Consider the following 22,602-nt stretch of genomic DNA (forward strand, 5'->3'; position numbering starts at 1 on the left):
CTCTTTCAAACCCGGCCCAGGTGGCCGGGTTTTTATTGGCGTTTAAATTGCCTGCGCGCCCAATGCGGACACGATACTGGCCAGGGCCGTCGACTCCCCATTGATCCGCACCTTCAAACCCTCGATCTCGCGGCGCTCAGGGTAATGCTTGCGCAGCAGGTCAAACGCCTTACGCTGCTCTTCCACCGTTCCCACAAGGCTACGACGGAAATCCGCATCATCGCGACGCGGGTCGTACACGCTGCGGCACAGGGTCGCCAATGCCCAGGCCGGGTCAGTCGATGCATTCAAGTGCACCTCGGCCAACCACGGTGGCGGCAGCAGATCACTCAACAGGATGCTCGGCGCCTGCCCCAGGTGCGCACAGAACGCCTGATAGATCTGCGCCGTGCCGCGCTGCCGGCCCTCCAGGCTGTAGCCGGCGATATGCGGCGTGGCCAGCACGCACAAATCAGCCAGGTCGACATCTACTTCGGGTTCGCCTTCCCACACGTCCAGCACCGCTTGCAGGTCTTCACGCGCCAGCAACACCTCACGCAGCGCGGCGTTGTCCACCACCGGGCCACGGCTGGCGTTGATCAGCCAGGTGCCGGGCTTGAGCTGCTCGAGGCGCTGGCGGTCGAACAGGTGCCAGGTGGAACCGTTGCCGGACTTGGTCAGCGGCGTGTGCAGGCTGATCACGTCGCATTGCTCGATGATCTGCGCCAGGCTGACGTAGTCGCCGTCCTCGGCGATCTGCCGTGGCGGGTCGCACACCAGCACGTTCCAGCCCAGGCCCTTGAGCACCTTGACCAGCCGCCCGCCCACTTCACCCGCGCCCACCACACCGTAAGTACGCTGATTGAGGTCGGCGCCTTCGATCTCGGCCAGGGTCTGCAGGCTGCCCAGCACATAGTCCACCACGCCACGCGCGTTGCAGCCGGGGGCGCTGGACCACTGGATGCCGGCCTGCTTGAAGTAATCGAGGTCCAGATGGTCGGTGCCAATGGTGCAGGTGCCGACGAAGCGAACCTTGCTGCCCTCCAGCAATGCACGGTTGACGTTGGTCACCGAACGCACCAGCAACACATCAGCCTGCTCGACCGTAGCGCGGTCGAGGGAACGGCCGGGCACGCGGCGAATCTCGCCAAATCCTTGGAAAAATGCATCGAGCAGCGGAATATTTTCGTCGGCAACAATCAGCATGGCAGGCTCCTTTGGCGGACCCGCAGTGTACAGGGATCGCAGCCCTCGCTTACAAATCGCTAACACAGGTTTTTTCCTGACCGATGCGTCAAGGCGTAGAATCCGCCGTCCTTGCGCTGCCTTCTACTGGACACCTGTACGTGAACACTGCCACCGCCACCCTCACCCGCCCCGCCCGCATCAGCCGGGAAGTGCGCGGCCTGTTGACGCTCGCCTTGCCGATCATCATCGGCCAACTGGCCACCACGGCGATGAGCTTTGTCGATGCGGTCATGGCCGGGCGCGTCAGCCCCCAGGACCTGGCGGCCGTAGGCCTGGGCAATTCGATCTGGATCCCGGTGTACCTGCTGATGACCGGCACGCTGCTGGCCACTACCCCGAAAGTTGCTCAGCGCTACGGCGCGGGCCAGTTCAGCGAGATCGGGCCGCTGGTGCGACAGTCCTTGTGGCTGGCCGTGGTGGTCGGTATCACGGGCGCGCTGCTGTTGCTCTGCGCCGAACCGATCCTGCGTGCGATGAAGGTCGAGCCCGACCTGATCGCGCCGTCCATGGGCTACCTGCACGGCATTGCCGCCGGTATGCCGGCCATTGCGCTGTATTACGTGTTGCGCTGTTTCAGCGACGGCCTGGGCCGCACGCGGCCGAGCATGGTGATGGGCCTGTGTGGCCTGGCGCTGAACATTCCGCTGAACTACATCTTCATCTACGGTCACCTCGGCCTGCCGGCCATGGGTGGCGTAGGGTGTGGCTGGGCCACGGCCATTGCGATGTGGGTGATGATGCTCGGCCTGGCCGGCTGGACCCGCTGGGGCCCGGCCTATCAGAGCAGCGAATTGTTCACGCGCTTCGACTGGCCGCAATGGGCGGTGATCAAGCGTGTACTGGGGATTGGCCTACCGATTGGCATCGCGATTTTTGCCGAATCGAGCATTTTCGCGGTAATCGCCTTGCTGCTCGGTAGCCTGGGGGCCACGGTAGTGTCCGGCCATCAGATCGCCCTGAACGTCAGCTCGCTGGTGTTCATGATCCCCTACTCCTTGAGCATGGCCGTCACCGTGCGCGTCGGCCAGGCCCTGGGCCGCGGCGAACCGCGTGAAGCGCGCTTCGCCGCCGGTGTCGGCATGGGCACTGCGCTGGCGTATGCCTGCTTGTCTTGCAGCCTGATGCTGGTGTTTCGCGAGCAGATTGCGGCGATCTACACCCCGGACCCGGTGGTGATTCACTTGGCGTCGATGTTGATCGTGTTCTCAGCGCTGTTCCAGTTCTCCGACTCGATCCAGGTCACGGCGGCGGGTGCGCTGCGTGGCTACCAGGACACCCGCGTGACCATGGTGCTGACCTTGTTCGCGTATTGGGGTGTGGGCCTGCCGGTGGGTTATGCCTTGGGCCTGACCGACTGGCTGGGCGAACCCAGCGGCCCAAGCGGCTTGTGGCAAGGGCTGATCGTAGGCCTGAGCTGCGCGGCGGGGATGTTGCTGGTGCGCCTGGCGCGCAGTGCACGCCGGCGCATTCGCGCAGACAAGGCGTTGGGTTAAACGGAGTTCTTGCGGATCCAGTACAGGTACGTACCGGCCTGCTCCTGCTGATCCACCAGTTCGTGGTCCAGGAACACGCAGAACTTGGGAATATCGCGACGCGTGGACGGGTCGGTCGCGATCACCTTGAGCAAGCCACCGGGCGGCAGGTCGCGGATGTGCTGGTGCAGCATCATGACCGGTTCCGGGCAGTTGAGGCCGGTGGCGTCGAGGGTGCCGTCTACAGGCATTTCTTCTGGATGACTCATACTTCACTCCTGAAACAGACCCGCTCTACTGTGGGAGCGGGCTTGCCCGCGATGACGGGGGCACATTCATCATAGATATCGACCGTTATACCGCTATCGCAGGCCAGCCAGCGCCCACATTTGAGCGGTGACCGCCCTAGACTCAGCGGGCCTTGGTTTTCTTCGCTGTTTCCAGCCGACGCAAATGGCAAGTCACTTCCTCACGGTCGTGATACAGCTGCTTGCAGCCGATCTCCACACGAATACCACGCGCCTTGAAGCCCTCTTCGATACGCTCCAGCAAGCGCTTCACTTCGGCGTAACGCTGTTTCATCGGCAACTTGAGGTTCACCACCGCCTCGCGGCAATGCCCCTCGCCGATCCAGGTTTCCAGCAGTGCGGCGTTACGCGCCGGTTTCTCGACGATATCGCAGACCATCCAGTCGACCGGCTGCTTGGGCACGAAGGTGAAGCCGTCGGCCATCAAGTGTTGGACCAGGCCGGTGTCCATCAGGCTTTCGGCCATTGGGCCGTTGTCGATGGCGGTTACCAGCATGCCACGGTTGACCAGTTGCCAGGTCCAACCGCCCGGCGCTGCGCCGAGGTCGACGCCGGTCATGTCGCCGTGCAGGCGCTCGTCCCACTGGTCGCGGGGAATGAAGTGGTGCCAGGCCTCTTCCAGCTTGAGGGTAGAACGGCTGGGCGCATCCCGTGGGAATTTCAGGCGCGGGATGCCCATCGGCCACATGGCCGAGTTGTTCGACTCCGCCAGCCCCATGAACACTTCGCGGCCGCTCTTGAAGGTCAGCAGCAGGCGCGGCTTGCTCGGGTCATCGACCAGCTTGCCGGCGTTCAGCAAGGCTTTGCGCAGGTGCACTTCGAACTTCTTGCAGAAGTTCGACAGTTCCTTGCCATCGTTGGTGTCGACCATCTCCAGCCACAGGCTGCCGCACACCGGGAATTCGCGCAGGTGGGCGAGGATCACGCTGATGCGGTCGGTTTCCGGCAGGTCGATGAATACCCCGCGCGCCCATTGCCGCGGGAAGATCAGCTCGGCAAAACGCTGGCCGTGCATCAGGCGCTGGGCGCCGTCTTCTTCGGTGCAGACAAATTCGGCGCAGGCGCTGCCGGTCTTGGCCTTGGCGTAGCCGGAAACGTTCAGGCGCGCGGCGTGTTCCGCGATCTCGGAACAGACTTCGCCTTCAAAACCTGGGCGGCAGTGCATAAAAAGGGTGTTCATTGAATCTCCTGGCAACTGGCTTGCGCTATCGCAAAGCCTGTCATGAAAACGCGCGCATGATAGCTGAGTTCGGAACCTTGGTTCTGTCCATAGAGTCCAGTAATTAGCCAGCTACTGAAATCAGGGCTAGTTTGAAAGCTCTGTTCGTCCCGTCAGGTCCGTAGCCGTGCGGACCATAAGGAGTCATGTAATGTCATCCCTTGATAGCCTGAGAACCCTTAAAACCCTGCAAATCGACGACAAGACCTATCACTACTTCAGCTTGCCCGAAGCCGCCAAGAGCCTGGGTGACCTGGATAAACTGCCGATGTCCCTCAAGGTGCTGCTGGAAAACCTGCTGCGCTGGGAAGACAACAAGACCGTCACCGGCGCCGACCTCAAGGCCATCGCCGCCTGGCTCAAAGAGCGCCAGTCCGACCGCGAGATCCAGTACCGCCCGGCCCGGGTATTGATGCAAGACTTTACCGGCGTTCCTGCCGTGGTCGACCTGGCCGCCATGCGCGCCGCCGTGGCCAAGGCCGGGGGCGACCCGCAGCGCATCAACCCGCTCTCCCCCGTTGACCTGGTGATCGACCACTCGGTGATGGTCGACAAATTCGGCAACGCCGATGCCTTCGAGCAGAACGTCGACATCGAGATGCAGCGTAACGGCGAACGCTACGCCTTCCTGCGTTGGGGCCAGAGCGCCTTCGACAACTTCAGCGTGGTGCCGCCGGGCACCGGCATCTGCCACCAGGTCAACCTCGAATACCTCGGCCGCACGGTCTGGACCAAAGACGAAGACGGCCGCACCTATGCCTTCCCGGACACCTTGGTCGGCACCGACTCCCATACCACCATGATCAACGGCCTCGGCGTACTCGGCTGGGGCGTGGGCGGTATCGAGGCGGAGGCGGCGATGCTCGGCCAGCCGGTGTCGATGCTGATCCCGGAAGTGATCGGTTTCAAGCTCACCGGCAAATTGAAAGAGGGCATCACCGCCACCGACCTGGTGCTGACCGTGACCCAGATGCTGCGTAAAAAAGGCGTGGTGGGCAAGTTCGTCGAATTCTACGGCGACGGCCTCGCGGACCTGCCGCTGGCCGACCGTGCCACCATCGCCAACATGGCCCCGGAATATGGCGCCACGTGCGGCTTTTTCCCAGTGGATGAAGTGACGTTGGACTACCTGCGCCTGTCCGGCCGTCCGGCAGAAACCGTGAAGTTGGTAGAGGCTTACACCAAGGCCCAAGGCCTGTGGCGCAACGCTGGCCAAGAACCGGTGTTCACCGACAGCCTCGCCCTCGACATGGGCAGTGTCGAAGCTAGCCTGGCCGGGCCGAAACGCCCGCAGGACCGTGTGTCCCTGCCGAATGTCGGCCAAGCGTTCAGCGACTTCCTCGACCTGCAATTCAAACCCGCCAACAAGGAGGAAGGTCGCCTCGAAAGCGAAGGCGGCGGCGGGGTTGCCGTGGGCAATGCCGACCTGGTGGGGGAAACCGACTACGAATACGACGGCCAGACCTATCGCCTGAAAAACGGCGCGGTGGTGATCGCCGCGATCACCTCCTGCACCAACACCTCCAACCCCAGCGTGATGATGGCGGCCGGGCTGGTGGCGAAAAAGGCCGTGGAAAAGGGCCTGACCCGCAAGCCCTGGGTGAAAACCTCATTGGCACCCGGTTCCAAAGTGGTCACCAACTACTACAAGGCCGCGGGCCTCACCCAGTACCTGGACAAACTTGGCTTCGACCTCGTGGGTTATGGCTGCACCACCTGTATCGGCAACTCCGGGCCGTTGCCCGAGCCGATCGAAAAGGCCATCCAGAAAGCCGACCTTGCCGTGGCGTCGGTGCTGTCCGGCAACCGCAACTTCGAAGGCCGCGTGCACCCGCTGGTGAAAACCAACTGGCTGGCTTCGCCGCCGCTGGTGGTGGCTTACGCTCTGGCGGGCACCGTACGCATCGATATCAGCAGCGAGCCGCTGGGTAACGATCAGGACGGCAACCCGGTGTACCTCAAGGACATCTGGCCGAGCAGCAAAGAGATCGCCGACGCGGTGGCCCAAGTCAGCACCGGCATGTTCCACAAGGAATACGCCGAGGTGTTTGCCGGTGACGAACAGTGGCAAGCCATTGAAGTGCCACAGGCCGCCACCTACGTGTGGCAGAAGGACTCCACCTACATCCAGCACCCGCCATTCTTCGATGACATCGCAGGTCCCTTGCCGGTCATCAAGGACGTCCGAGGCGCCAACGTGCTCGCCCTGCTGGGCGATTCGGTCACCACCGACCACATCTCCCCCGCCGGCAATATCAAGACCGACAGCCCCGCCGGCCGCTACCTGCGCGAGCAAGGCGTGGTGCCACGCGATTTCAACTCCTACGGCTCGCGCCGTGGTAACCATGAAGTGATGATGCGCGGCACCTTTGCCAATATCCGTATCCGCAATGAAATGCTCGGCGGCGAAGAAGGCGGTAATACGCTGTATATCCCCACCGGCGAGAAAATGCCGATCTACGATGCGGCGATGAAATACCAGGCTTCGGGCACGCCGCTGGTGGTGATTGCCGGCCAGGAATACGGCACCGGCTCCAGCCGTGACTGGGCGGCCAAGGGCACCAACTTGCTGGGCGTCAAGGCGGTGATCGCCGAGAGTTTCGAGCGGATTCACCGCTCCAACCTGGTAGGCATGGGCGTGCTGCCGTTGCAGTTCAAGCTGGATCAGAACCGCACGTCGCTCAAGCTGACCGGCAAGGAGAGGATCGACATTCTCGGCCTGACCGACGTAGAGATCACCCCGCGCATGAACCTGACGCTGGTGATTACACGGGAGGATGGAAGCAGCGAGAAAGTCGAGGTGCTGTGCCGGATCGATACGCTGAATGAAGTGGAGTACTTCAAGGCGGGCGGGATTCTGCACTATGTGCTACGCCAACTGATCGCATCTTAAGAGCACCGCAAAACCAATGTGGGAGGGGGCAAGCCCCTCCCACATTTTGACCGCGTTTAACCTTTCAGATCAGCCGAACAGCCACTTCCACAGCAGTACAAAGACAACTACAGCCAGCACCGGCCGCGCAATGCGGTAGGCCTTCGGGTGCTTGCGCTTCCACTGCTTGACCACACCACTGAACTTGTCGCTGAAGGTCTTGCTCCAGGCATACGCCTGGTTAATCCCGCCAACGCGCTCGTCATCCAGGTTCTGCGGTGCCGTCGCGCGGCCCAATTGCTTGCTGACCCAACGGTTGATACGGGTCATCACGCGATTGCTCAGCGGCCGTTCAATGTCACAGAACAGAATCACACGGGTCTGCTCGGTTTCGTTCTTGACCCAGTGCACGTAGGTCTCGTCGAACATCACGTCCTCACCGTCGCGCCAGGCGTACACCTGGCCGTCGACGAAAATGCGACAGTCGTCGGAGTTCGGCGTGGACAGGCCAAGGTGGTACCGCAGGGAACCGGCAAACGGATCGCGATGCGGGTTCAGGTGGCTGCCGCCCGGCAACAGCGCGAACATCGCGCCCTTGACGTTGGGAATGCTGCTCACCAGCGCCACGGTTTTCGGGCACAGCGCCTCGGCCGATGGCAGGGGTTTGTCGTACCACTTGAGGTAGAAACGCTTCCAGCCCTTCTTGAAGAACGAACCGAAGCCGGCATCGTTGTTCTTTTCCGCCGCGCGGATGTAACCCTCGTCGAACAGGTGCATGGCCTCTTCGCGGATCACTTCCCAGTTGTCCTTGAGCACATCCAGTTCCGGGAACTTGCTGCGGTCCAGGTACGGCTTGGACGGCACGGCCGAAAACAGGTACATCAAGGCGTTATACGGGGCGAACAGCGCCGAATGGTTGACGAACTGGCGCAACATCGGCAAACGCGCCTTGCCGCGCAGGTGCACATACAGCGTGCTGCCGATAAACAACGCCAGTACCGACAGCTTGGCGGCCAAAGAAAAGGTCATGCAGCAACTCCTGGAAATAATCGCCTGGCCAACAGCAGACGTAGCAGCCGGCCATGATAAACAGTTGGGCCATTATGCAGAAGGCCTAGCTTAATAGCGCTGACGCACATCAACCGATGACTGTGGTGAGCGGCTTCGTTGTAGTGAGCGGGCTTGCCCCGCGCTGGGCTGCGAAGCGGCCCCAATAAGGCCACCGCATTTCTCCAGCGATAAACGCGGTGACGGGTGTGAGGGCCGCTTCGCAGCCCAGCGCGGGGCAAGCCCGCTCACCACAACAAGCCCACTCACCACAACAAGCCCGCTCACCACAACAGGCCCACTCACCACAGTAAGCCTAATCACCACAGGACATGCATCAAGCCTGGTTCTCTTGCTCGGTGAACAAATCGCTGAACAGCATGCTGGACAGGTAGCGCTCACCGGAGTCCGGCAGGATCACCACGATGGTCTTGCCTTGCATTTCCGGTTTTTCGGCCAGGCGCACTGCCACGGCCATGGCGGCGCCGCAGGAAATACCGCACAAAATCCCCTCTTCCTGCATCAGGCGCAGGGCCATGGCCTTGGATTCGTCGTCGGTCACCAATTCAACGCGGTCGACCATCGACAAGTCCAGGTTCTTCGGCACGAAACCGGCGCCAATGCCCTGGATCTTGTGCGGGCTGGGCTTGATCTCTTCGCCCGCCAGCGCCTGGGTGATCACCGGCGAGACAACCGGCTCGACGGCCACCGACAGGATCGGCTTGCCCGCGATGTTCTTGATATAGCGCGATACGCCGGTAATCGTACCGCCTGTCCCCACGCCCGCGACCAGCACGTCCACGGCGCCATCGGTGTCGTTCCAGATTTCCGGGCCGGTGGTTTTCTCGTGGATCGCCGGGTTGGCCGGGTTTTCGAACTGGCCCGGCATAAAATAGGTCGCCGGGTCGCCAGCAACAATTTCAGCGGCCTTGGCGATGGCACCGGGCATGCCCTTGGCCGGCTCGGTCAGCACCAGTTCGGCGCCAAGAGCCTTGAGGACCTTGCGCCGCTCGATGCTCATGGACGCCGGCATGGTCAACAGCAGCTTGTAGCCACGGGCCGCAGCGACAAACGCCAGGCCGATGCCGGTGTTACCGGAAGTGGGTTCGACAATGGTCATGCCGGGCTTGAGTTTGCCGGTGCTTTCGGCATCCCAGATCATGTTTGCGCCAATGCGGCACTTCACCGAGTAGCCCGGGTTGCGCCCTTCGATCTTGGCCAGGATGGTCACGCCGCGCGGTGCGATACGGTTGATCTGCACCAGGGGCGTGTTACCGATGGAGTGCGCGTTGTCTGCAAAGATACGGCTCATAACGGGTCCTATTGCTCGATTTCCGGAAGGCCCCAAGGGTATGCCTCAGGCTCGGAGGCGTCCAGTCGGCGGAACGTTGCGGCGCTCCCGGCAGTCCATGCCCTATACGGACAGAGGACCCTCCCCATGAAACGTCGCTACAGTTGGCCGCTATGGACCGTCGCCGGGCTGGTGGTGGTGCTGGTCGCCGTGAACATTGCACTGCCCTACCTGGTGCGCAATTACCTGAATGAAAAGCTCGCCGACATGGGCGATTACCGCGGCCAGGTGGCCGATGTGGACCTGGCCCTATGGCGCGGCGCCTACCGGATCAACGGCCTGCAAATCGTCAAAGTGGACGGCAAGGTGCCCGTCCCGTTCGTCAAGGCGCCGCTGATCGAGTTCGCCGTGAGCTGGCATTCGCTGTGGTACGACCATGCGGTGGTGGCCGAGGGGCACTTTGTAAGACCGGAGATCAACTTCGTCGACGGCGGGGCCAACAAACAGGCGTCCCAGACCGGTAAAGGCACCGACTGGCAGGAACAGCTGAGCAAACTGCTGCCGATCACCTTGAACGAGGTGCGTATCGAAGAGGGCAAGATCGCCTTTCATAACTTCAGTTCCAAGCCCCAGGTCAACATCAACGCCACGGACGTCAACGCAAGCTTCTTCAACCTGACCAATGTGGTCGACGTCAAAGGCAAGCGTGACGCGCGCTTTGAAGGCAAGGCGTTGCTGCAAGGCCAGGCGCCGCTGGAAGCCACCGCCACCTTTGACCCGTTGAGCGACTTCGAAGAGTTCGAATTCCGTTTCCGCGCCAAAGACTTGCAGTTAAAGCGCATGAATGACTTCGCCTCGGCCTACGGCAAGTTCGATTTCAAGGCCGGCACGGGCGACGTGGTCATTGAAGCCCAGGCCGAAAAAGGCCAGTTGACCGGCTACATCAAGCCGTTGCTGCGGGATGTAGAAGTGTTCGACTGGAAACAAGACGTGGAAAACAAAGACAAGAACATCTTCCGCTCCATCTGGGAAGCCGTGGTCGGCGCCAGTGAGACCGTGCTGAAAAACCAGAGCAAGAACCAGTTCGCCACCCGCGTGGAGCTCAGTGGCAGCGTGCATCAGCAAAATGTCAGCGCGTTCTCGGCGTTTTTGGCGATTTTGCGCAACGGGTTTATCCAGGCCTTCAATGCGCGTTATGAACAACCCAAGCCCTCGGCGGATTGAAGGTGACCGGTCATTCAGAGACTGAATAATCCGCCTGCGTTCACAGTCGCCGGGGCCGCGCGGTATAGTCCGGGCATTGATGAATTCGAGGAATGACCGATGAAGTTCGAAGGCACCCAGGCCTACGTTGCCACTGATGACCTGAAACTGGCCGTCAACGCCGCCATCACCCTGGAGCGGCCACTGCTGGTCAAGGGCGAGCCCGGCACCGGCAAGACCATGCTCGCCGAGCAACTGGCCGAATCCTTCGGCGCCAGGCTGATCACCTGGCACATCAAGTCCACCACCAAGGCGCATCAGGGCCTGTACGAGTACGACGCGGTCAGCCGCCTGCGCGACTCGCAGCTGGGCGTGGACAAGGTGCACGACGTGCGCAATTACCTGAAAAAGGGCAAGCTCTGGGAGGCCTTCGAGTCCGAGGAGCGGGTGATCCTGCTGATCGATGAAATCGACAAGGCCGACATCGAGTTCCCCAATGACCTGCTGCAAGAACTCGACAAGATGGAGTTCTACGTCTACGAAATCGACGAGACCATCAAGGCCAAGAAACGCCCGATCATCATCATTACCTCCAACAACGAAAAAGAGCTGCCGGACGCGTTCCTGCGCCGCTGCTTCTTCCACTACATCGCCTTCCCCGACCGCGCCACCCTGCAAAAGATCGTGGATGTGCACTACCCTGACATCAAGAAAGACCTGGTCAGCGAAGCCCTCGACGTGTTCTTCGACGTACGCAAGGTGCCGGGCCTGAAGAAAAAGCCCTCCACTTCCGAATTGGTCGACTGGCTCAAGCTGCTGATGGCTGACAATATCGGCGAAGCCGTGCTGCGCGAGCGCGACCCCACCAAGGCCATCCCGCCGCTGGCCGGTGCCTTGGTGAAGAACGAGCAAGACGTGCAATTGCTGGAGCGTCTGGCGTTCATGAGCCGTCGCGGTAATCGCTGATGTTGCTCAACCTGTTCAATGAAATGCGGGCCGCCAAGGTGCCGGTGTCGGTGCGCGAGCTGCTCGACTTGATCAACGCGCTCAAGCAACGCGTGACCTTCGCCGACATGGACGAGTTCTACTACTTGTCCCGGGCGATCCTGGTCAAGGACGAGCGGCACTACGACAAGTTCGACCGGGCCTTCGGCGCCTACTTCAACGGCCTGGAAAAACTCGACGACCACTTGCAGGCGCTGATTCCCGAGGACTGGCTGCGCAAAGAGTTCGAACGCTCGCTGACCGATGAGGAGCGCGCGCAGATCCAGTCCCTCGGCGGCCTGGACAAGCTGATCGAGGAATTCAAGAAACGCCTGGAAGAACAGAAGGAACGCCACGCCGGCGGTAACAAGTGGATTGGCACCGGCGGCACCAGCCCGTTTGGCTCCGGGGGTTACAACCCGGAAGGCATCCGCGTCGGCGATGCCGGCAAGCGCCAGGGCAAGGCCGTGAAGGTCTGGGACCAGCGTGAGTACAAGAACCTCGACGATCAGGTCGAACTGGGCACGCGCAATATCAAGATCGCCCTGCGCCGCCTGCGCAAGTTTGCGCGCCAGGGTGCGGCGGAAGAGCTGGATATCGACGGCACCATCGACCACACCGCCCGCGACGCCGGTTTGCTGAATATCCAGATGCGCCCGGAGCGGCGCAACACCATCAAGCTGCTGTTGCTGTTCGATATCGGCGGCTCGATGGATGCCCACGTGAAGATCTGCGAAGAGCTGTTCTCCGCGTGCAAGACCGAGTTCAAGCACCTGGAGTACTTCTACTTCCATAACTTCGTGTACGAGTCGGTGTGGAAGAACAACCAGCGCCGCACCTCGGAACGCACCTCGACCCAGGACCTGCTGCACAAGTACGGCGCCGACTACAAAGTGATCTTTATCGGCGATGCGTCGATGGCGCCGTATGAAATCACCCAGGCGGGCGGCAGTGTCGAGCACTGGAATGAAGAGCCAGGATATGTCTGGATGCAGCGCTTCATGGCCAAGTACAAGAAGCTCATCTGGATTAACCCGTACCCGAAGGACACGTGGGGGTATACGGCGTCGACGGGGATTGTGCGGGAGTTGGTGGAGGATCAGATGTATCCGCTGACATTGCGCGGGCTGGAAGAAGGGATGCGGTTTCTCTCCAAATAGGCGGCGCCCGCAATAATGCAGGAAATCTAATGTGGGAGGGGGCTTGCCCCCTCCCACATTTTAAATGCGGTGTTATGCAAATCGGCGTAAATACTCGATGTGCTGCCGATGCGCCGTCTCCTGCACCACTGGCGCCAACCTCACCTTCTCCCCCGGCAGACACTGCGCCAGCCGTGCCAGCGACAACGGCGTCAACGCCCCCAGGCGCGGATAGCCGCCAATGGTCTGCCGGTCATTGAGCAACACAATCGGCTGCCCATCCGGCGGCACCTGGATCGCGCCCAACGGAATCCCCTCGGAAATCAGCGACGGCCCCTGGTACTGCAACGGCGTGCCCAGCAAGCGCATGCCCATGCGGTCGGCGCGGCTGTCGAGAGCCCATTCGGTGTTGAACGCATCGAACAGGCTCTGGCCGCTGAACTGGCCGATCTGTGCGCCGACGATCACGTCCAGCGGCGCCTTGGCCGGCAACGTCTGCGCGCTCAGCACCTTCATCGCACCGCCGGTACCGGAATAGGCCAACCGCCCGCCTTCGGCCAGCGCCTTGCCGAAACCGTCCAGCCCGCCCAGTTCCTCACGCACAACGGTGGCGCAACTGCCGAGCACCTCCGGCGCATCAAACCCGCCGGGCGCCGCCAGGTAGGCACGCGCGCCGCTGAACGGCTGCGTGAAACGCAAGCGTTGGCCCTTTTGCAGGATAAAACTGCGGCCGGAGCTGATGGCGCGTTCGTCGATATAGGCGCCCAGGTCCGCACCGGCCAGGGCCAGCAGGCAATACTCCTGGGCCTGCACGGTAAAGCCGCCCAAGGTGATTTCCACCACTGGCGCGTCCAGCGCGTTGCCCAGCAGCCAGTTGGCCCAGGACATCGACACCCAATCCAGCGCCCCGCCCTGGGTCACGCCCAAATGGCGCACGCCAAAGCGACCGGCGTCCTGCAACAGGCACAGCGGCGTGCTGGCCTCGATAATCAAGCAGCTCATGCCTGCGCCTCCAACGGCGTGTCGTCGCCACCCAATGTGATGAATTCAGCGCGGTCGACCGCCTCGAAGCGCACGGTGTCGCCCGGTTGCATCAGGCTGTAGCCCTCGCGCTCGCGGTCGAAGAGTTTGGCCGGCGTGCGCCCGATCAGGTTCCAGCCGCCTGGCGACACCACCGGGTAGGCGGCGGTTTGCCGTTCGGCGATGCCGACGCTGCCGGCCGCCACGCGTTTGCGTGGGGTGTTGAGGCGCGGGGTGGCAAGAATTTCATCCACCAGGCCCATAAAGGCAAAGCCGGGGGCGAAGCCGAGGGCAAACACCTGGTATTCGTGGGCACTGTGACGGCGAATCACGTCGTCGATGGCCAGGCCGCTGCGCTGGCTGAGCAAGGTCAATTCCGGGCCGACGCTCAGGTCGTACCACACCGGCAGCACATGACATTGGCCGCTGCCCTGGGCCTGCGGCTGCAGGTCGGTGAGGGCCAGGTCGATCAGCTCCCGTGCCTGGGCCGGGCTCACTGCGCTGAGGTCGTAATGCACCATCAAGGTGGTGTAGGACGGCACCAAGTCGACCAATGCGGCGCCAAAACCGCTGCGCAGCCGTTGGGTCGCGGCCAGCATCCACGGCATGTTGGTTTCGGCGATTGCATCAAACAGGCGCACCATCAGGCAGTCGATGGCCACCACTTCAATCCGTGGCTTCATGCTGGCTTCACTGCCTCGCGGATGCGCTGCACCGCCGCGACCGAGCTGGCGTTGTCACCGTGTACGCACAGCGTATTGGCCTGCAGCACCAGGGGGCTGCCGTCGCTGGCGATCAGCGCTTCGCCGCGGGAAATGTTCAGGGCTTGCTGCACGATGGTGTCGGAATCGTGGTGCACGGCACCGGGTAGTTGGCGCGAGACCAGGTGCCCCTTGTTGTCGTAGGCGCGGTCGGCGAAGGCTTCGAACCACAGGGTTACACCGTATTCGTCGCCCAGGGCCTGGGCCGCGCTGTTGTCGCGGGTGGCGAGCAGCATCAGCGGCAGTTCGCCGTAGGCCGCCACGGCCTGGATCACCGCGCGCAATTGGGCCGGGTTGGCCATCATGTCGTTGTACATCGCGCCGTGGGGTTTGACGTAGCTGACACACCCACCTTGGGCCCGGCAAATACCGTCGAGCGCACCTATCTGGTAGTGCAACAGGTCCTGGATTTCCTGGGGGGTGTAGGCCATGGAGCGGCGACCGAAACCTTGCAGGTCCTGATACGCCGGGTGCGCGCCGACTTGCACGCCATGCTTGAGCGCCAGGCTGACGGTCTTGCGCATGATGCTCGGGTCGCCGGCATGAAAGCCACAGGCCACGTTGGCGCAATCAATGAACGGCATGACCTCGGCGTCCAGACCCATGGTCCAGTTACCAAAGCTTTCGCCGATGTCGCAATTCAGTAAAAGTCGGCTCACGGTCTGTCGCTCCTGTAGGCTTTATTTTTTTGTAGTGTGGGATTTTTTACACAGAACTCGCAACTTGTCCTGGCACCCCAACGGCGCTTATCGTGGAATGGCTCGATTTTTGGCGCTGGCCCGGTACGGCGTCCAACTAATAAAAACCGATCCATGCATAAGAAAAAGTTGATCCCATGAATTTGAAGTTCCTCGAAACCTTCGTCTGGGTGGCCAAGCTCAAGAGTTTCCGCCTGACCGCCGAGAAGTTGTTCACCACCCAGGCGTCGATCTCCAGCCGCATCGCGGTGCTGGAAAGCGAGCTGGGGGTGAAGCTGTTTCTGCGCGATTCGCGTGGCGTGAGCCTGACCCCGGAAGGCTTGAAGGTGCTCGACTACGCCGAGCAGATGATGGTGACCATGCAGGGCTTGAAGCAATCCCTGGAGACCACCAGCAGCAAGGTCGGGCGCATTCGGATCGGCGCCATGGACACGGTGATCCACACCTGGCTCAGCCCACTGGTGGCGGAACTGATGGACCATTTCCCGTTGGTGGAAATCGAATTGGTCGCCGATACCGCGCTTAACCTCAGCGATCAGCTGCAAAAAGGCTTCCTCGACCTGATCCTGCAAACCGACCTGCTGCGCCTCGAAACCGTGCGCAGCCTGGAACTGGCCAGCCACCCCATGGCCTGGATCGTCGCCAGCCAGTCGATCTACCACCGTGACTACGCCTCCCTGGCCGAACTGGCCCAGGAGCGCATCATCACGTATTCGAAAAACTCCCACCCGCACCAGGACGTTATCAGCCTGATGCAGGCCAACGGCGTGGCCGCGCCACGGATGAACTGCGTGAATTCGGTGTCGGCGATTACGCGGTTGTTGCGCGATGGTTTTGGCATTGGCGCGCTGCCGCCGGTGCTGGTGCGCGAAGAACTGGCGCGCGGGGAATTGGTGATGTTGCCGATGGCGCAGAAACTGCCGAATTTGCAGGTGGTGGTGTCGTGGCGCGTGGGGGTGGAGTTGGTGGAGGAGATTGTGGGGTTGTGCCAGAAGGTGGTGGCGCGGTATGCCGAGGAGGTCGGTGCGGAGCGGATGGTGCTGAGTGCACAACCTCACTGAAGACACTGGATAAAACTGTGGGAGGGGGCTTGCCCCCGATGGCGGTGGTTCAGTCACTGATCTATTGACTGACACTCCCCTATCGGGGGCAAGCCCCCTCCCACATTTTCCCCGCGTTGAACCTTTAGAGGCCCTTGAGATCTCGCTCTTCGATCGGCCGGCTCTGGCGCAGGCGCTTGCCGCCCAGTACCACCCAATCGATCAGGCGGAACAGGCACTCGATGCCGAACGACAACAGCATCGCCCCGCCCAATCCCCAGCCCATGGCTTCGGGGGTCAGCAGAATCTGATAGCTGTAGCCCTTCCAGGTTTCCTGGCGAATATCGGGGTCGGCCGCCACCGCCACTTGCAGGGCGCGGATGTACCACGGGCCTTGCATGGCCTGGAATTGCTTGTCCAACGCCACCTGGCGGTCAAGCATCGCGCCGAGGCTGTTGGCGTCGCTCTGGAACACCGGGTCGTCACTGGCACGGTAATGCGCCACCAACGCCTTCAAGTCACCGTTGAAGAACTGCCGTGCGGTGGTTTCAAACCCACTGAGGCCGGTCTGGGCCTCGATCAAGTGGGCTTCGACGCGCTTGGCGTAGTCGTTGATAAACCCGGGCACTTGCACGCCGACCAACAGGCCAATGGCAAACAGCACCAACCGCAGATAACTGAGCAACATGGGCGATATCCTTACTCGGTGATGCCCTGGCTGACGCATTCACCGCGTCGCCACAGGCTCCATTGGCCCGGTTCGTAGCGGGTCCAGTTTTCGTTGTCGGTCAAAGGCTCGGTGGCGATCACCGTCACCACATCATTGGGCGTGGTTTCGGCCTGAAAATCGACGATCACGTCGACATCTTTCAGGCGTGCAGGGCCGAAGGGTGCGCGGCGGGTGATCTGCGCCAATTTGGTCGAACAGTAGCAAAACAGCCAGTCGCCATCACTGAGCAGGCAGTTGAACACGCCTTTGCTGCGGTATTCGGAGCAGGCGGCGATCAGGTCCGGCAGCACCTGTTCAAGGTCCACCGGTTCAGGGAAGGCCTCGCGCACGCGGTTGAGCAGGTCGCAGAAGGCCGCTTCGCTGTCGGTGTCGCCCACCGGGCGGTAAAAGGTGGCGCGGGGCTTGAAGTCCGCCAGCTGGCCGTTGTGTGCGAAGCACCAGTTGCGGCCCCACAGTTCGCGCACGAACGGGTGGGTATTGGCCAGGCTGACCTTGCCGACATTCGCCTGGCGGATATGGCCAATCACCACTTCACTTTTGATCGGGTAACGCTGCACCAGCAGCGCGACTTCGGATTCACTGCTGGCAGCCGGGTCCTGGAACAGACGCAGGCCACGGCCCTCGTAAAACGCGATGCCCCAACCGTCACGGTGGGGGCCGGTGCGCCCACCCCGTTGCATCAGCCCGGTAAAGCTGAACACGATGTCGGTGGGGACGTTGGCACTCATGCCCAATAATTCACACATGCCAGGGCTCTCGCTGCAGGGCGGACGACGTTAAAGGCGCGGTTCTACGCGCATACCGCTCACAGGTGCAGGACGGCGGAAAGGCACGTCGTCTTCATCTTCATCCGGTTCGGAGGCCAGGGCCGCATCGGCGGCGGCCTTGCGCTCACGGCGGGCGTTGGCGGCGCGCTCGATGGGCCAGCGGATCAGCACAAACACGATGTACACGCCAAAGGCGATCATGGTGTACATGAACAGATCGGAGATGGCCCGCCAGGCGTTGTTGCCGACCTTTAGCACCAGGTCCAGGGCGGTGATGGCCACGGCCGGGGCGAACTGAGTCTTGACCGGGTCGACGATGGTCGGGCTGAACAACAGCACCGCCATCAGCAATTGCAGCGGCTCGCGCAGCCAGCGCCAGATCCAGCGGGTCATGCGCCACCACACCAACAGGCAGCCCAAAGCGGCGAAGGTGTAAAGGCCCCAAGCGGTCAGATAGTCGTTCTCGGTCATGGTGTCCATGGCAAGGTAGGCAAACAGGCGGCTATGATAACGGCTTTTGCGTGTCGCGGCTGCAATGCCTGCCACCGTCCGCCAGATAGAGAATAATCCATGCCTATATCGCTCCCCCCGATTGCCCGCAAGGCCCCAGGCCCAGATCCGTACGCCTGGCTGCAGGAGCGTGACAGCGCTGAGGTGCTCGACCACCTCAAGGCCGAAAACGCCTGGCAGGAAGCCCAGCTCGCCGACCAGCAGGCGCTGCGCGAAACCCTGTTCGAGGAGATCAAGGGCCGCATTCTCGAAACCGATCTGTCCCTGCCCTCGCCGTGGGGCCCGTATCTCTACTACACCCGCACCACCGCCGGTGACGAGTACGCCCGTCACTACCGCTGCCGTCGCCCGGCCGACGACAGCAACCAGGTGGATGACAGCAGCGAGGAGTTGTTGCTGGACCCGAACGTGCTGGCCAATGGCGGTTTCTTCTCCCTCGGCGCGTTCAGCATCAGCCCCGACCACCAGCGCCTGGCCTACAGCCTCGACACCAGCGGTGAAGAGATCTACACCCTGTACGTGAAGGAATTGGCGACCGGCAAGGTCAGCGAACTGGAATTCCAGGACTGCGACGGCAGCATGACCTGGGCCAACGACAGCCTGACGCTGTTCTTCGGCGAACTGGACGACACCCACCGTCCGCACAAACTGTATCGCTACCGCCTGGATGGCACGGCCGCGCAGGAAGTGTTCCATGAGCCGGACGGCCGATTTTTCCTGCATTGCTACCGTTCCAGCTCCGAGCGCCAGTTGCTGCTGTCGCTGGGCAGCAAGACCACCAGCGAGGTCTGGGCGCTGGACGCCAACCAGCCGCACCTGGACTTCACCTGCCTGGCGCCGCGGGTCGAGGACCACGAATACGATGTCGACCACGGCCAGCTGAATGGCGCGTGGACCTGGTTTATCCGCAGCAACCGGGAGGGCATCAACTACGCACTGTTCGTGGCAACCGACATCGGCGACGTGCCGACCGAGGATGAGTGGCAAAACCTCATCCCCCACAGCGACGAGGTGATGCTCGACGGCGTGAGCCTGAATACCAGCGCCATGACCCTGAGCCTGCGCATCGGTGGCCTGCCGGTGATCGAAGTGCACCCGGAAGGCCTGCCGGCCTATCGCGTGGAATTGCCTGACGCCGCCTACAGCCTCTACGTACAGAACAGCCTGGAGTTTTCCAGCAACAAGATTCGTCTGCGCTACGAAGCGTTGAACCGACCGGCCCAGGTCCGCCAACTGGAACTGGCCAGCGGTGCGCAGCAGGTGCTCAAGGAAACGCCGGTACTGGGCGTGTTCAACGCCGATGACTATGTGAGCCAACGCCTGTGGGCCACCTCGGCGGATGGCACCCAGGTGCCGATCAGCCTGGTGGTCAAGCGCGACCAGCTCGGCAAACCTGTGCCTTTGTACCTGTACGGCTACGGCGCCTACGGTTCAAGCCTCGACCCGTGGTTCTCCCATGCCCGTTTGAGCCTGCTGGACCGTGGCGTGGCCTTCGCCATTGCGCATGTGCGCGGCGGCGGCGAGCTGGGCGAAGCCTGGTACCGCGCGGGCAAGCAGGAACACAAGCAGAACACCTTCAGCGACTTTATCGCCTGCGCCGAACACCTGATCGCCCAGGGCCTGACCACCTCCAAGCAACTGGCGATCAGCGGCGGCAGTGCCGGCGGCCTGCTGATAGGCGCGGTACTGAACCAGCGCCCGGCACTGTTCCAGGCGGCGATTGCCGAAGTGCCGTTCGTCGACGTGCTCAACACCATGCTCGACCCGGAACTGCCCCTGACCATCACCGAGTACGACGAGTGGGGTAACCCGCAGGAGCCCGAGGTGTATGCACGCATCAAGGCCTACGCGCCGTACGAAAATGTCAGCCCCCAGGCCTACCCGCACATGCTGGTGATCGCCGGCTACAACGACAGCCGCGTGCAATATTGGGAAGCCGCCAAGTGGGTCGCCAAGTTGCGTGACACCAAGACCGACGACAACCTGCTGTTGCTCAAGACCGAACTGGGCGCCGGCCACGGTGGCATGAGCGGTCGTTACCAGGGATTACGTGACGTAGCGCTCGAATATGGATTTGTGTTCAAGGCGCTGGGGCTGGTTTAAGGAACTTAGCCGGGCGGTTCTGTCTGAACACAGGACCGCCCTACATGATTGATGGACCAAGATTGCAGCCATGGCACTACCGACACATATGAATACCGAGATCCGTGACATGCTCATGGACTGCGGCCTGTTCGACCCGCTGTTGCCGGAGGATTTTCACATCGCCGCCGGCTACTTCAATATCAGCAGCATTGCCCGTGACGAGGTGATTTTTCTCGAGGGCGATGCCGGCACGTTCATGTGCATCCTCCACAGCGGCCATGTGGCGGTGCAGAAAACCCACCACGATGGCCAGCGCCTGACGATCGCCACCCTGCGCAGTGGCCGGGCTTTTGGCGAAATGGCGGTACTCGACGGCGAACGACGCTCGGCCAGTTGCGTGGCGGCGAGTGATTGTGTGCTGTTGAACCTGGGTAAGGACGCTCTGGAAAAGATGCTCAACGAAGCGCCCAGGGTGGCCGCCAAGATCATCCGAGCGATCGCTATTGCCCTGTCCAAACGCCTGCGCATGGCCGACGGCCAATTACTCTCGCAACAGTTTTAACCGCCGGGCGTCTTCGGCTTGCTGTCGTTTTGCTGCAGGCCGGGCACGGTCTGGTCCTTCGGCGGCGTTGGCAGCACGATGGGCACCAAGGGTGGCGAACCGTTCGTCTTGGGCACGGCAGGCGGGGTCACTTGCGGGTACAGCGTCGGCGTCGGGGTGCCCGGTGCGCCTGGCGTTGGGGCTGGCGCGACCGGTACGGTTTGCAACTCCTGAGCCTGCGCCGCACCCAAGGCGAGCGCGCTCAACACAATGACCGTTAGAATGCTGCACTTCATCGATGGCTCCATGGCCTGACCGGAATGTCGTAAGGCTACTCCCAACCGCGCAAGAATGCCCTTCCCAATGAGATTTCCATGAAACGTTTCGTTCTGCTGGACACCACCCCGATCCCCGACAACGGCGGTGCCTTGTGCCTGTTCGAATACGGTGAAGATTTCGTCATCAAGATCCAGGGCGGTGACGGCGGCCAATTGATGAACACGCGCATGCACGGCTCCGAAGACGCCCTGGCGGAAATCCCCTGCCGCAAAGTCGCCGGCCGCCCCGGTTCGCGGGTGTTGATTGGTGGCTTGGGCATGGGTTTTACCCTGGCCTCGGCACTCAAGCATTTAGGCAAGACCGCCGAAGTAGTCGTCGCCGAGCTGGTGCCCGGCGTCGTGGAATGGAACCGCGGGCCGCTGGGAGAAAAATCCGGCCGCCCGTTGCTGGACCCGCGCACGGTGATCCGCCTGGAAGACGTGGCCAAGGTGCTGCAAGCCGAGCCCCAGGGCTTTGACGCGATCATGCTGGATGTGGACAACGGCCCCGAAGGCCTCACCCAAAAAGCCAACAGCTGGCTCTACTCCGCCGGCGGCCTGGCGGCGTGCGCCAAAGCCCTGCGCCCCAAAGGCGTACTGGCCGTGTGGTCGGCCAGCGCCGATAAACTGTTCAGCGACAAACTGCGCAAAGCCGGATTCAAGGCCGAAGAAGTGCAAGTGTTTGCCCACGGCAACAAGGGCACACGGCACACCATCTGGATTGCTGAGAAGCTCAAAGGCTGAACGAGCTGTGGGAACTGGCGTGCCTGCGATGCTCGAAGGTATCCACCCAACTTTATAGCCCCCCCCAACGCTAACCACGATGCGAAGCGAGCCGCTCTTGATCTTGATCCCGCTTTTGATCTCAGGCGCCCCGTCAAACACGCTGGCCGGAATTCGACAGGGATTTGGGGGGTAAACCGGCAGGGATGCCGGTTTAGCCGCCCCGCGCCATGGAGGGCGCGTGGCGGCGGCCCCACAAATCCCTGTCGGGTTACGGGCACACCGAGCGTGAGCGAGGTGCCGAGTGTTGGGGCAAGAGCGTTTTGCTTACTTTTGCGCTTTTCAAAAGTGAGCCGCTGTAAAAGCGGAACCCATAGTGGCCGTTACCTAAATAACGGATATGTACCCTATCTGATCCAACATCCAGGTCAGCCGTCAGGCCGCCACGGGAGCAAGCTCCCTCGCCACAGGTCCTGCGCCATACCCAGAATTGTGTAGATACCGAGGCCCCGATGGCGCTGAATCAGTCACCTGATGAATCGACTGACACACCGCCATCGGGGTGTAGAACCGTAGACATCGTTTACATCTGAAACCGGGGACATCGTTTACACATTTGAGGCTTGGACGCGGGTCATACCCCGTCCA

Annotated in this window: 21 protein-coding genes; 9 read left to right on the top strand and 12 right to left on the bottom strand. The window is 61.9% G+C overall.

What is annotated here, in order from left to right; translation table 11 throughout:
- Positions 1–42 precede the first annotated feature (42 nt).
- Positions 43–1,185 (bottom strand): 4-phosphoerythronate dehydrogenase PdxB, encoded by a 1,143-nt coding sequence (gene pdxB, locus BM403_RS26870; protein ID WP_093546000.1) that lies wholly within the window; start codon positions 1,183–1,185, stop codon positions 43–45.
- Between the two features lie 140 nt (positions 1,186–1,325).
- Here pdxB and BM403_RS26875 point away from each other — a divergent pair, with 140 nt between their 5' ends.
- Entirely contained in the window at positions 1,326–2,720 is a 1,395-nt protein-coding gene (locus tag BM403_RS26875; protein WP_093546003.1) for an MATE family efflux transporter, read from the top strand.
- On the opposite strand, the gene tusA is transcribed toward BM403_RS26875, so the two are convergent.
- Positions 2,717–2,950: a sulfurtransferase TusA gene (gene tusA, locus BM403_RS26880; protein WP_320400769.1), complete on the bottom strand. Its 234-nt coding sequence runs from the start codon at positions 2,948–2,950 to the stop codon at positions 2,717–2,719. The genes BM403_RS26875 and tusA overlap by 4 nt on opposite strands.
- 160 nt (positions 2,951–3,110) lie before the next feature.
- Positions 3,111–4,187, bottom strand: a complete 1,077-nt coding sequence (rlmM, locus tag BM403_RS26885) for a 23S rRNA (cytidine(2498)-2'-O)-methyltransferase RlmM (protein WP_012722834.1) — start codon at positions 4,185–4,187, stop codon at positions 3,111–3,113.
- A gap of 190 nt (positions 4,188–4,377) precedes the next feature.
- Between rlmM and acnA the strand changes: the two genes are divergently transcribed.
- Positions 4,378–7,119 carry an aconitate hydratase AcnA gene (gene acnA / locus BM403_RS26890; RefSeq protein WP_093546006.1) on the top strand — a complete coding sequence of 914 codons (2,742 nt, stop codon included), beginning with the start codon at positions 4,378–4,380 and terminating at the stop codon, positions 7,117–7,119.
- Between the two features lie 69 nt (positions 7,120–7,188).
- On the opposite strand, the gene BM403_RS26895 is transcribed toward acnA, so the two are convergent.
- Complete coding sequence (locus BM403_RS26895) at positions 7,189–8,127, bottom strand: aspartyl/asparaginyl beta-hydroxylase domain-containing protein (protein WP_093546009.1); 939 nt, start codon at positions 8,125–8,127, stop codon at positions 7,189–7,191.
- Positions 8,128–8,482: 355 nt separating this feature from the next.
- Positions 8,483–9,457, bottom strand: coding sequence for a cysteine synthase A (gene cysK / locus BM403_RS26900; protein WP_012722831.1), 975 nt, complete (start codon positions 9,455–9,457; stop codon positions 8,483–8,485).
- 126 nt (positions 9,458–9,583) lie between these two features.
- Between cysK and BM403_RS26905 the strand changes: the two genes are divergently transcribed.
- The 3 genes from BM403_RS26905 (at position 9,584) to BM403_RS26915 (ending at position 12,783) form a co-directional block, all read left to right on the top strand.
- Entirely contained in the window at positions 9,584–10,660 is a 1,077-nt protein-coding gene (locus BM403_RS26905) for a DUF748 domain-containing protein (protein WP_012722830.1), read from the top strand.
- Positions 10,661–10,759: 99 nt separating this feature from the next.
- A complete protein-coding gene (locus BM403_RS26910; protein ID WP_012722829.1) occupies positions 10,760–11,605 on the top strand; it encodes an AAA family ATPase in 846 nt (281 codons plus the stop codon).
- Positions 11,605–12,783, top strand: coding sequence for a vWA domain-containing protein (locus BM403_RS26915; protein WP_012722828.1), 1,179 nt, complete (start codon positions 11,605–11,607; stop codon positions 12,781–12,783). The genes BM403_RS26910 and BM403_RS26915 overlap by 1 nt, the downstream gene beginning before the upstream one ends.
- A 72-nt stretch (positions 12,784–12,855) precedes the next feature.
- On the opposite strand, the gene BM403_RS26920 is transcribed toward BM403_RS26915, so the two are convergent.
- From BM403_RS26920 to BM403_RS26930, 3 genes are read right to left on the bottom strand one after another with little or no spacing between them, the layout of a single operon-like run.
- Positions 12,856–13,764, bottom strand: a complete 909-nt coding sequence (locus BM403_RS26920; RefSeq protein WP_093546012.1) for a 5-oxoprolinase subunit C family protein — start codon at positions 13,762–13,764, stop codon at positions 12,856–12,858.
- A complete protein-coding gene (locus BM403_RS26925) occupies positions 13,761–14,465 on the bottom strand; it encodes a 5-oxoprolinase subunit B family protein (RefSeq protein WP_012722826.1) in 705 nt (234 codons plus the stop codon). Before BM403_RS26925 ends, BM403_RS26920 begins: the two co-directional genes overlap by 4 nt.
- Entirely contained in the window at positions 14,462–15,202 is a 741-nt protein-coding gene (locus tag BM403_RS26930; protein WP_093546015.1) for a 5-oxoprolinase subunit PxpA, read from the bottom strand. Before BM403_RS26930 ends, BM403_RS26925 begins: the two co-directional genes overlap by 4 nt.
- Before the next feature lie 176 nt (positions 15,203–15,378).
- Here BM403_RS26930 and BM403_RS26935 point away from each other — a divergent pair, with 176 nt between their 5' ends.
- The gene (locus tag BM403_RS26935; RefSeq protein WP_093546018.1) at positions 15,379–16,302 is read left to right on the top strand and encodes a LysR family transcriptional regulator; all 924 of its coding nucleotides are present in this window, start codon (positions 15,379–15,381) and stop codon (positions 16,300–16,302) included.
- Positions 16,303–16,426: 124 nt separating this feature from the next.
- On the opposite strand, the gene BM403_RS26940 is transcribed toward BM403_RS26935, so the two are convergent.
- The 3 genes from BM403_RS26940 to BM403_RS26950 are packed head-to-tail and all read right to left on the bottom strand — an operon-like array spanning position 16,427 to position 18,324.
- Positions 16,427–16,969, bottom strand: a complete 543-nt coding sequence (locus BM403_RS26940) for a DUF2937 family protein (protein ID WP_012722823.1) — start codon at positions 16,967–16,969, stop codon at positions 16,427–16,429.
- Between the two features lie 11 nt (positions 16,970–16,980).
- Complete coding sequence (locus tag BM403_RS26945; RefSeq protein ID WP_012722822.1) at positions 16,981–17,757, bottom strand: class II glutamine amidotransferase; 777 nt, start codon at positions 17,755–17,757, stop codon at positions 16,981–16,983.
- Between the two features lie 30 nt (positions 17,758–17,787).
- On the bottom strand, positions 17,788–18,324 hold the full coding sequence (locus BM403_RS26950; protein ID WP_093546021.1) for an MFS transporter: 537 nt from the start codon (positions 18,322–18,324) through the stop codon (positions 17,788–17,790).
- Positions 18,325–18,348: 24 nt separating this feature from the next.
- Here BM403_RS26950 and BM403_RS26955 point away from each other — a divergent pair, with 24 nt between their 5' ends.
- Positions 18,349–20,391: a S9 family peptidase gene (locus tag BM403_RS26955; protein WP_093546024.1), complete on the top strand. Its 2,043-nt coding sequence runs from the start codon at positions 18,349–18,351 to the stop codon at positions 20,389–20,391.
- 70 nt (positions 20,392–20,461) lie between these two features.
- Complete coding sequence (locus BM403_RS26960; RefSeq protein ID WP_093546027.1) at positions 20,462–20,935, top strand: cyclic nucleotide-binding domain-containing protein; 474 nt, start codon at positions 20,462–20,464, stop codon at positions 20,933–20,935.
- On the opposite strand, the gene BM403_RS26965 is transcribed toward BM403_RS26960, so the two are convergent.
- Positions 20,932–21,210 carry a hypothetical protein gene (locus tag BM403_RS26965; protein WP_025858461.1) on the bottom strand — a complete coding sequence of 93 codons (279 nt, stop codon included), beginning with the start codon at positions 21,208–21,210 and terminating at the stop codon, positions 20,932–20,934. The genes BM403_RS26960 and BM403_RS26965 overlap by 4 nt on opposite strands.
- A 78-nt stretch (positions 21,211–21,288) precedes the next feature.
- Between BM403_RS26965 and BM403_RS26970 the strand changes: the two genes are divergently transcribed.
- A complete protein-coding gene (locus tag BM403_RS26970; protein ID WP_046035159.1) occupies positions 21,289–21,975 on the top strand; it encodes a spermidine synthase in 687 nt (228 codons plus the stop codon).
- The last annotated feature ends 627 nt before the right edge of the window (positions 21,976–22,602 follow it).

This window comes from Pseudomonas sp. OV546, assembly GCF_900116845.1.
Taxonomy (GTDB): Bacteria; Pseudomonadota; Gammaproteobacteria; order Pseudomonadales; family Pseudomonadaceae; genus Aquipseudomonas; species Aquipseudomonas petroselini.

Excerpts from the sequence above, each read along its gene's own strand:
- pdxB (WP_093546000.1), bottom strand. The coding sequence starts at position 1,185 with ATGCTGATTGTTGCCGACGAAAATATTCCGCTGCTCGATGCATTTTTC.
- tusA (WP_320400769.1), bottom strand. The coding sequence starts at position 2,950 with ATGCCTGTAGACGGCACCCTCGACGCCACCGGCCTCAACTGCCCGGAA.
- rlmM (WP_012722834.1), bottom strand. The coding sequence starts at position 4,187 with ATGAACACCCTTTTTATGCACTGCCGCCCAGGTTTTGAAGGCGAAGTC.
- acnA (WP_093546006.1), top strand. The coding sequence starts at position 4,378 with ATGTCATCCCTTGATAGCCTGAGAACCCTTAAAACCCTGCAAATCGAC.
- BM403_RS26895 (WP_093546009.1), bottom strand. The coding sequence starts at position 8,127 with ATGACCTTTTCTTTGGCCGCCAAGCTGTCGGTACTGGCGTTGTTTATC.
- cysK (WP_012722831.1), bottom strand. The coding sequence starts at position 9,457 with ATGAGCCGTATCTTTGCAGACAACGCGCACTCCATCGGTAACACGCCC.
- BM403_RS26905 (WP_012722830.1), top strand. The coding sequence starts at position 9,584 with ATGAAACGTCGCTACAGTTGGCCGCTATGGACCGTCGCCGGGCTGGTG.
- BM403_RS26910 (WP_012722829.1), top strand. The coding sequence starts at position 10,760 with ATGAAGTTCGAAGGCACCCAGGCCTACGTTGCCACTGATGACCTGAAA.
- BM403_RS26915 (WP_012722828.1), top strand. The coding sequence starts at position 11,605 with ATGTTGCTCAACCTGTTCAATGAAATGCGGGCCGCCAAGGTGCCGGTG.
- BM403_RS26920 (WP_093546012.1), bottom strand. The coding sequence starts at position 13,764 with ATGAGCTGCTTGATTATCGAGGCCAGCACGCCGCTGTGCCTGTTGCAG.
- BM403_RS26925 (WP_012722826.1), bottom strand. The coding sequence starts at position 14,465 with ATGAAGCCACGGATTGAAGTGGTGGCCATCGACTGCCTGATGGTGCGC.
- BM403_RS26935 (WP_093546018.1), top strand. The coding sequence starts at position 15,379 with ATGAATTTGAAGTTCCTCGAAACCTTCGTCTGGGTGGCCAAGCTCAAG.
- BM403_RS26940 (WP_012722823.1), bottom strand. The coding sequence starts at position 16,969 with ATGTTGCTCAGTTATCTGCGGTTGGTGCTGTTTGCCATTGGCCTGTTG.
- BM403_RS26945 (WP_012722822.1), bottom strand. The coding sequence starts at position 17,757 with ATGTGTGAATTATTGGGCATGAGTGCCAACGTCCCCACCGACATCGTG.
- BM403_RS26955 (WP_093546024.1), top strand. The coding sequence starts at position 18,349 with ATGCCTATATCGCTCCCCCCGATTGCCCGCAAGGCCCCAGGCCCAGAT.
- BM403_RS26960 (WP_093546027.1), top strand. The coding sequence starts at position 20,462 with ATGGCACTACCGACACATATGAATACCGAGATCCGTGACATGCTCATG.
- BM403_RS26965 (WP_025858461.1), bottom strand. The coding sequence starts at position 21,210 with ATGAAGTGCAGCATTCTAACGGTCATTGTGTTGAGCGCGCTCGCCTTG.
- BM403_RS26970 (WP_046035159.1), top strand. The coding sequence starts at position 21,289 with ATGAAACGTTTCGTTCTGCTGGACACCACCCCGATCCCCGACAACGGC.